This is a genomic window from Zooshikella ganghwensis DSM 15267 (assembly GCF_000428585.1).
GTDB lineage: Bacteria > Pseudomonadota > Gammaproteobacteria > Pseudomonadales > Zooshikellaceae > Zooshikella > Zooshikella ganghwensis.
The window spans coordinates 25073-33884 of sequence record NZ_AUAF01000044.1 but is presented as its reverse complement, the minus strand read 5'-3'; the positions used below and the strand labels follow the sequence as shown (position 1 = coordinate 33884).

Sequence of the window (8812 nt, the reverse complement as noted above, 5' to 3'; positions counted from 1 at the left end):
CAGTTGAAAGTAGGTATGATGAATATAGTTTATAACATGAGGCGGTTCGTGACATTAAGTAGGAAAAGTGCGCCTGCAATTTGAAAAAAGTATGAACTATCTCTTTTTGTGGGATAGTAATTAGCACTGTAGAGCCCATAAAATGTGAATTTTGGTGTCAAATAATAAGCAGTCGTATTTACCTTCGATAATTTAAGATCTTGCCTAAAAATATTGAAATTTTGGTAACATTTTTAGAGGTGCCCTATACATAGGATTATAAAAAGTATATAAAATCTTCCTGTTTGATTAATTATCGGTAATGACAGTTTAGGGAAAGAATTATTTCTTAGCTTGGATGAAACTATGTTTAGATCACTGTTACAAATTAAACGTTTTTTGTCTGTTGGGATTTTAACCCTGTTAGCATTTAATACAAATGCTATGGAGATCAATTATATCGTTATTGCTGACCAGGCTCGCCCTTTCCAAATAGAAAATAATGGCAAGGACCATAGTGGTATTGTGACAGAAATAGTACAGAGCATTTTTGCGGGCCAGGATTGGCAGATTAAATATCATACCTTGCCCTTTAAACGTATGGTAAGCATGTTGGAAAGTGGTCGTATAAAACATTGGATCACTTATGGTTCTCCAGAGTGGAAAAGTGTCCGCGTTCAGTCAGAATATCTGTCCAAGTACCCATTGGTAACGGTCAATCATAGTTTACTAAGCTATCAGCAACCAGGGTTTAAACTTACCAAAATAGAGGACTTATACGGCAAAACATTGATATTGATGTTAGGTTTTCTTTATCCGGGATTAGACCCTTATATAGAAAGTAAAAAAATAAATGTCATGTGGGTAAAAGGCTATGAACCTGCATTTCGTGTACTTAAACGGCTTAAACATGATGCTTTCTTTGTTGAAATGTCTTTACGTTTGAAGTACAACCTTAAAAAAAATAATGAGCCAGTCGACCAATACCAGCTCCATGACTTAGGATTAATCGTCCCAGATTATAAGCTTTACTTGGCATTTTCCTCAGACTTAGACCCCGCATCGGTTTCATTTATTAATCAACGCTTGAAGGCTATGCACGATACTAAAGCAATAGATGCTATTGTTGCTCATTATGAATAGCTGCTCATATGAATAAGTTGTTCCTATGAATAAGTTGTTCCTATGAATAAGTTGTTCCTATGAATAAGTTGTTCCTATGAATAAAAGGCGCTTCAAAAAATGTACTATTTTAGAGGTACCCTAAATACCCACGGCAATCGCCTCTCGTTTTCCTTTAAAGCACCTGAACCCAAAGTCTACATAATTCCCTTCGAGCCAAGCACGCGGTGAATCCTTGTTTTGAGGGTTGGCAATGCTTGCTGATTTGTGACACAGGTGCTCTGAGCACCGTGAGCAGTAGAGACCTAGGTTGGTCTTCTACTGCAGGAAGAGCAACTTGATTCGCGCATTGCATTGGCACAATCGGTATTTTTTTGTCAGCCGTTAAAGTGGGGCAATTACATCCAACATATGACCTAGTTTAGTGGCTTTGGCTGAGAGGTAGCGCTCGTTGAATATATTTTGGCCTTCTTGAATGGGGACACGTTCGACGACATTAATACCTGCTTCTCTTAATGCTTTAACTTTTTTAGGATTATTCGTCATCAGTTTGACTTTGCTTATATTTAGATAATGTAGAATACCGCGACAAAAATCGTACTGCCTAAGATCTGCGGCAAAGCCTAATGCCTCATTAGCTTCCACCGTATCTGCTCCTTGGTCCTGTAAATGGTAAGCACGAATTTTATTGAGTAACCCAATACCGCGCCCCTCTTGTCGTAAGTAGAGGATTGCACCAGTCCCTACTTGTGCGATATTTTGAAAAGCTCTACGTAGTTGTGACCCACAATCACAACGCCTGCTAAATAAAGCATCTCCAGTTAAACACTCAGAGTGAAGCCTTATTAAGACAGGTTCATCCTTTTTCCAGTTTCCAAATGTTAATGCGACATGCTCTATACCCGTATCCGGGTCTTCAAAGCCATGCATATTGAATATGCCCCAGTCTGTGGGTAAGTTTGCGCTTTCTATAAAGTGAATAAGGTTATACGGAGGGGTGATACTTAGCTCTTGGCGTAAGTTCATTAATAATTGCCCCAGACGATTCTTACCGTGACCATCACCACCGTCTCCCCAGTAATCGTCTTTAAAAGCGTGCTCTATTAGTGGATGAGGTCGTGTAGAGACCAGCCAGTGTCCTAAAGCATGATTTTGTGTAAACTTCATTTGTAGTGCATCGCGCATTACGGTTTCTTTTCGCTGGTGCCAATCAACTCTAACCTGTTCATTGTATTGTTTACCTAAGGCATAAGCATCTGCGGGGGTACGTGCATGGTGAATTTGAGCCACAATATTGGGGTTATTAAATTTTTGTGCCTGATAAAAGTGCTCTACCGTTTTCCAGGTAACCGCTCCGTCGTTAATAGGAAAAGGTGCAAAGTTTGATAAAAATCCATAAGGGGCTTCTGGTTCGTAAAATAATATTGGATTTTCCATAAATCGATTCCATGGCCGTTAACTGGTTTTTGGTGATGAGGATATTGGCACTGCTGACTGCTTATACATTATTTATTTCGCATCCTGGCTAGGTTTAAACCACTGATCATCCATGAAACCCTGGCAGCATATTAAAGTTATAAACTATGAGATAAATTATTAATGAAGTGTAAGGTGTGCATAAACACAATTATATTAAAATACTGTCTTATTGATATATTTTTTCGGGTTATACATGGTGTTTATATGTCTATATTTTATGAGGTTTAATAGTCATAACGCAGAGTTAATTCCTGATGAATTTTTTATGCAAACACTATAATTTTTATATATACCCTTCGCGAATCAATTTTATGTGCGCTATCCATAGCGCTCACCCTAACGGGCCAGCGAAGCTGTTCTAATGTGTTCCCGACACATTAGTAGGGTTTGTTATCATCGCTCTTGACCACCAAGGATGGTGGGAATGCAGTTTATGCATAATGACATGGATGTCATATAGTAGAGCAATGCAGGCGCTATTGCCGAGGAGCATTTAACGGCCACCACAGTCACTTATTAATATAAGCTCAAGGGGCTTCATCGCTTGACTGCCCAGCTAGCACTTTTTATTTCAATTAGTGCTGCTATCGCTAGCTTCACAGTAGTAAGCCAGCTCCCTAAAAATCCTTCGCTGTGGGTATACCCAAAACGAAGTGTTTAGAGTAGTACTAGTCTGGTCTGTTAAGACAAGTGATAAAAAAATTTAAAAAATATTTGTTTTAAAAGTGCTAGCTAGGCTGTTAAGCGATAAAGCCCCCGGAGCTTGTAATAGTTATGGCTATTTTAATGGTCCAACATAGCAATGACCAGAGTACTCCATGAATATTGAAGCTAAACCATCCAGAATGGGTTGAATCTCATTTAGTATTACTGATGGAATATTGATAAATAGTAAGCCACACCCTACTAACCGGTCATTTATTAAAGGCTTGCGGATAACTAAATCCATTTGCCAACATGGAGCAGCTATCAGCTGTTGTACTGCATTAAATAGTCTAAAACTCAGATCTTCTTTGTAATGGGGATACCACAAAATAAGGCTTCCTTCAGGCCACTGGCGAGAAATGGCATTAAGGGTTAAAGCCACTTCTTCATAGTCTGTTGTCTGTTCATAGGGAGGGTCCATTAATAATAAGCCAGGTTTTCCCCGCCATTGTTGAGCAATTTGGGGTAACCATGTATGACAGTCACCTTGGTAGTAATGAATAGTGGGTGCAGAGTGAGGTGTAAAAAAACTTTTTTCCAACTCATTTAAACAATGTTTCAAATTATTTAATTCAGCATTTTGTAACTCACCCAAATAGAGTTGATCCTGGGCACGTAACAATAAAAAGGCTATTGCTGGAGAACCTGGGTAACAACGAAGTGGTGTGTGATGTTGATTACATCGCAGGACAGTATTTTTCCAAGGTGCTAATAAAGGCTGCTCACAAAAAGCGGATGACCATAATTTACCTATTCCAGACCGCCAGTCTGGGGCTGCAGTAATGGAGTAAATACCTGATGCCGCATGACTGTCAATAAACAAAAGTTGCTGATGTTGAGTCTTAAATCGTGAAATTAAGTGAGCTAGAACGGTATGCTTGAGTGCATCTCCATGATCACCTACATGTTGTATATGCCTGTAACGTTCAGTCATTACGATTTATTTTCCTTTAAACAGTTGCTGCTTTTTGCTTATAAAAATTTGGCTCTATCCTTAATGAACTGGATATTCCGATAAAGGTGCGTCTGCAACCGTTGATAAAAATAATAATGCTATTGTCGTCAACAGGGTTAACCGTCAAGTTAAGCCTAGTATTGGTTGAGTGAATGATCCAATACCTGCGCCTTAATTAGTAGTGGCGAATACACCAGCAACAAGTGATGTCCACAGTGAAGGGTATATATTGCTTCTGCCTATAAAGGAATTTTGGATATAAACAATAGTACTTGGAAAACTGTGAGCTTTATCACTAATATTGTTTTGCTTTATCTGTCACTGAAAGGAAACCAGTGGATGTATCAGAGGGGGATTGAAAATGGAAGCAGTACAGCCGATGAAAATTGTTACGTTTATTGTATCTATGGTATTGCTTTGGGGGTTGCTTAATTTAGCTCAGGCTAATTGCGACTTAGCCAATGATATATGTACATTGCCCTGGCCTTAACCAGCGAGCATACACGTAACGGTAATCAAACAAGTCAGGTAGCCAGAACCTATACAAGCGGTGTGCTGGATGTGGGGTGTTGTGCTGTACGCTTGCTTAGCACTAAGGTTAGCCTATAACGATTACTGCCCAGCGATGTTTCTTATTGAGGAGAGCTAATAACTAATCCTTTCCTGATGATATTTCGCTTATCTACTTTGTGATGGGATGCATTTGCTTGATCAAGACGTTAGAATGCGCCCGTGTTAAGCGGTAGTAAGCGTCATGAACGAGCCAACACTTACAGTTATTCCTATCCCCTACCAACCTTCTTGGACTTACTTTTCTCGATTACGAGTCTGGTCTTATGCTGCATGGCTTGATAGCTCGACAAAGCCAGCAAGTTACACTGATAGTCAGGTTGATATTTTAACTGCTGAGCCTGAGGTTGTGCTTGAACGGCGTGGTGGGCAAATCTATAAAGATGGTCAGCTTTATTCACTCGCTGAAAATACTGAAAAAACAGCTTCTTTGAGGCAATCTTCTTCCCCTTTTCCCTTAATGCGCGAAATTGCAGCTAATTATGCTGTTGCTGCTGAAGAAATACCTGAGGGTATTCCATTTGTGGGAGGATGGCTTGGCTGGTGGGGGTATGACTTAAAGTCTGCTACAGAACCTAAGCGTTTTTCAAGTGAACCGACACAAACGGATATGGTTGTTGGTTTATACCTATGGGCGATTGTGCTTGACCATCAGCAACAGCAAGGATATGTGGTTGTGCATAAAGACTGTTGTCTTGGTCAGGCAGAAATATTGGCTCGTGTATTTAGTCAAGTTGGCCGTCCTCATGATACGTTTCAATTACACGGCCCGTTTAACTCTGCTACGTCCTATACCCAGTATCATCAGCAGTTCAACGCCATTCAACACTATATCCGGCAAGGTGACTGTTACCAGGTCAACTTGACGCAACGCTTTTCGGCAACCTATGGGGGCGATATTGCTGATGCGTATCTTGCATTACGAGGGGTAAGCCCTGCACCGTTTTCTGCCTGGTTAGATTTTCCTGATATAGCGGTTATGTCTATTTCGCCTGAACGCTTTATTCAGGTTAAGGCTGGTAAGGTGGAGACCAAGCCAATCAAGGGAACCAGGCCCAGACATGCTGATCCTGAGCGCGATCAGCAGCTGGCTGATGAATTAAGGCATAGCGGAAAGGATCAGGCAGAAAATGTCATGATAGTGGATTTACTGCGGAATGATTTAAGTAAGCACTGCCTAAAGGTTCGAGTACCTCAGCTTTTTGCCCTTGAACGATTTTCGAATGTACATCATTTGGTGTCTACGGTAACAGCAACATTAAAAGATGATGCCGACTGCTATCATATATTAGAAGATAGTTTTCCTGGCGGTTCGATTACAGGTGCACCTAAAGTCCGGGCAATGGAAATTATTGATGCGTTAGAGCCTGTCTCACGACAGGCTTATTGTGGCTGTATCGGCTATATCAGTCTGGATGGCTCGATGGATACCAATATCGCCATTCGCACGCTGGTTGCAGAGCAGGGACAGCTCCATTGCTGGGGTGGTGGTGGTATCGTGGCTGACTCTGAAGCCGATGCTGAGTATCAGGAATCTATTACAAAAGTTCGAAATCTATTGTCTTGCTTGGAAGCTTTTCAGTATCAACAGGCCATCGAAGAATAAGGGTGTACAACAAGACCTATCATATATAGCAGCTACTTATAATGTTAGTGGATGTTTTTATTTTAATGGTGCTCAGGCTTTTTGTTATAGTTGACATAATATTTATAACTATTTGTAAGAGTATTGACTCCCAAAGCCAAGAATGTTTGGTGCTGGGTATGGATGCTCATATCAGCCTGTGTGAGGAGTTTCCTTGTGTCATTAAATATTGCCCAGCTTAACTTGGAGTATAGCAACCAAGACCCAGTAAAAATTATGGAGTTGGCGGTAGCGCACTTTCCCGAGCTGGCGATTTCATTCAGTGGTGCTGAAGATGTGGTGCTTATTGATCTCGCATCTCGTGTGAGTGATACCGTAAGGGTGTTTTCACTGGATACAGGAAGGTTGCACCCTGAAACCTACCAGTTTATTGAAGCGGTAAGAGATCACTATGGCATTGCCATTGAGCTTCTTTCTCCTGAGACCCAAGCGGTTGAAGCACTGGTGAAAGAAAAAGGGTTATTTAGTTTTTATAAAGAGGGACATCAGGAGTGTTGTGGTGTACGAAAAATTGCACCACTGCGTCGTAAACTGAGTACTTTATCGGCATGGGTGACAGGACAACGTAAAGATCAGAGTCCTAGCACTCGCGCTCATATTCCTGTGATTGAGCAAGATCATACGTTTGGCAGTGAGCAGCAACCATTGATTAAATTTAACCCACTCGCAAACTGGAGTTCTGAACAGGTATGGAATTATATTCGGATGTTTGAACTTCCCTATAACGCTCTTCATGAGCGTGGTTTTGTGAGCATTGGCTGTGAGCCATGTACCCGTCCTGTGTTGCCAAACCAGCATGAGCGTGAGGGCCGTTGGTGGTGGGAAGCATCAACCCAAAAAGAGTGTGGGCTGCATGCGGGAAATATTCCACAAGCAGATTAGTTTGGTTTTTGGTAGTAAAGCTCAATAGGTTTTGTGATGAAAGGATCAGGTACTCCACATATTACAATGGTAAAAAAAATTCTGGCGGACGGTTCTGCCTGTCGGAAGTGCAATGATGTACAGCAGCGCTTAGAAGCATCCGGGTTTATTGATTTGATTGATGAGGTGATTGAGGCCCATGAAGTGGACCCTTTTTCTCCGGGTATGATCAAAGCGGCTGAGCTTGGTGTTACTCAAGCACCTTTTTTTATTGTTGAAGATCCTAGTTACGGAACCCGAATTTACACTGTTTACTTTAAGTTGGTGCAGGAAGTGTTAAAACCTCATCACCAACAGCTTGAAGAGGATCCACGTAACCATATCCCTAAGCTTTAGGGCATCCTTTATCTTTAAAACATATAGCAAAACACTGAGCCTCACTTGAGTGATGGAGGGTGGTGTGAGACTCAGTTCTAGGTGAAATGAATGTATTGTATGAAATCAGCTGATTAATAATTCGGCAAGCTGATATCTTTGAAGAAGTCCTCTAACTCCGCTTTATTATGGTGGTGGTAAGCTTCCTCAACGATTTCTCTGGTTAAGTGAGGCGCAAACTGCTCTATAAAATCATACATAAAACGACGTAGGAACGTGCCCTTTCTAAAACCTATTTTGGTGATGCTGGGTTCAAAAAGATGGCTCGCATCAAGGGCAACCAAATCACTGTCTTGCTCGGCATCATAGGCCATTTTAGCCACTATCCCAATACCCAACCCAAGTCGTACATAGGTCTTAATAACATCTGAATCAGTGGCCGTGAAAATCACTTTAGCAGTAAGCCCACGATTAAAAAACGCTTCATCAAGCTTGGAGCGACCCGTAAAGCCAAATACGTAAGTCACAATAGGGTGTTTAGCCACCTCTTCCAGGGTCAATTGGCTAACTTGAGTCAGAGGATGTCCTTGGGGTACCAGGATACAACGATTCCAGCAGTAGCAAGGCATCATAATCAAGTCACTAAAATGCTCCAGTGCTTCAGTGGCTATAGCAAAATCAACAGTCCCATCATTAGCAAGTTCAGCAATCTGCATCGGGGTGCCCTGATGCATATGCAGTGAGACATCGGGATATTGCTTAATAAACTTTTTGATGACCTGAGGAAGTGCGTAACGCGCCTGGGTATGGGTAGTCGCAATGGATAATGAGCCTTTTTGTTCATTACTAAACTCTTGCGCAACCTGCTTGATACTTTCTACTTTTCGAAGTATTTCACCTGCCTTTTTGATAATGGCTTCGCCTGCAGGTGTAATTCGGGTTAAATGTTTTCCACTTCGAGCAAAAACCTCAACCCCTAGTTCATCCTCTAATAACCGGATTTGCTTACTAATCCCTGGTTGGGAAGTATAGAGGCTTTGCGCGGTCGCGGAGACGTTTAGATCATGATGCGCCACTTCCCATATATAGCGCAGCTGTTGCAACTTCATTATACCCTCCAT

At 41.4% G+C, this 8812-nt stretch carries 7 protein-coding genes and 1 pseudogene; 4 read left to right on the top strand and 4 right to left on the bottom strand.

The genetic code is table 11. The features are described 5' to 3' along the window. Window positions 1–345 precede the first annotated feature (345 nt). On the top strand, window positions 346–1122 hold the full coding sequence (locus F607_RS0111720) for a substrate-binding periplasmic protein (protein WP_051311366.1): 777 nt from the start codon (window positions 346–348) through the stop codon (window positions 1120–1122). A 363-nt stretch (window positions 1123–1485) separates the two neighbouring features. Here F607_RS0111720 and ribA read toward each other — a convergent pair whose 3' ends face one another. The 3 genes and pseudogenes from ribA to rlmJ form a co-directional block, all read right to left on the bottom strand. Next, window positions 1486–2127 carry a GTP cyclohydrolase II gene (gene ribA / locus F607_RS35480; protein ID WP_051311370.1) on the bottom strand — a complete coding sequence of 214 codons (642 nt, stop codon included), beginning with the start codon at window positions 2125–2127 and terminating at the stop codon, window positions 1486–1488. Then, window positions 2119–2538: pseudogene (locus F607_RS35475) on the bottom strand (NADAR family protein); the annotation flags it as partial. The gene ribA and the pseudogene F607_RS35475, both read right to left, overlap by 9 nt. 820 nt (window positions 2539–3358) lie before the next feature. Next, entirely contained in the window at window positions 3359–4219 is an 861-nt protein-coding gene (gene rlmJ / locus F607_RS0111710) for a 23S rRNA (adenine(2030)-N(6))-methyltransferase RlmJ (protein WP_027708238.1), read from the bottom strand. A gap of 775 nt (window positions 4220–4994) precedes the next feature. Here rlmJ and pabB point away from each other — a divergent pair. From pabB to F607_RS0111690, 3 genes are all read left to right on the top strand, one after another. Further along, window positions 4995–6416: an aminodeoxychorismate synthase component I gene (gene pabB, locus F607_RS0111700; RefSeq protein ID WP_027708237.1), complete on the top strand. Its 1422-nt coding sequence runs from the start codon at window positions 4995–4997 to the stop codon at window positions 6414–6416. Between the two features lie 195 nt (window positions 6417–6611). Next, window positions 6612–7337, top strand: coding sequence for a phosphoadenylyl-sulfate reductase (locus F607_RS0111695; RefSeq protein ID WP_268967639.1), 726 nt, complete (start codon window positions 6612–6614; stop codon window positions 7335–7337). A gap of 36 nt (window positions 7338–7373) precedes the next feature. After that, on the top strand, window positions 7374–7712 hold the full coding sequence (locus F607_RS0111690) for a hypothetical protein (protein ID WP_038291130.1): 339 nt from the start codon (window positions 7374–7376) through the stop codon (window positions 7710–7712). Between the two features lie 113 nt (window positions 7713–7825). Here the strand turns inward: F607_RS0111690 and cysB are convergent, their stop codons facing one another. Then, window positions 7826–8800, bottom strand: coding sequence for an HTH-type transcriptional regulator CysB (gene cysB / locus F607_RS0111685; RefSeq protein WP_027708234.1), 975 nt, complete (start codon window positions 8798–8800; stop codon window positions 7826–7828). Window positions 8801–8812: the final 12 nt, after the last annotated feature.

Bases quoted from the DNA above. Each gene is read 5' to 3' on its own strand.
- rlmJ (WP_027708238.1), bottom strand. From the start codon at position 4,219: ATGACTGAACGTTACAGGCATATACAACATGTAGGTGATCATGGAGAT.
- ribA (WP_051311370.1), bottom strand. From the start codon at position 2,127: ATGAACTTACGCCAAGAGCTAAGTATCACCCCTCCGTATAACCTTATT.
- cysB (WP_027708234.1), bottom strand. From the start codon at position 8,800: ATGAAGTTGCAACAGCTGCGCTATATATGGGAAGTGGCGCATCATGAT.
- F607_RS0111690 (WP_038291130.1), top strand. From the start codon at position 7,374: ATGAAAGGATCAGGTACTCCACATATTACAATGGTAAAAAAAATTCTG.
- pabB (WP_027708237.1), top strand. From the start codon at position 4,995: ATGAACGAGCCAACACTTACAGTTATTCCTATCCCCTACCAACCTTCT.
- F607_RS0111720 (WP_051311366.1), top strand. From the start codon at position 346: ATGTTTAGATCACTGTTACAAATTAAACGTTTTTTGTCTGTTGGGATT.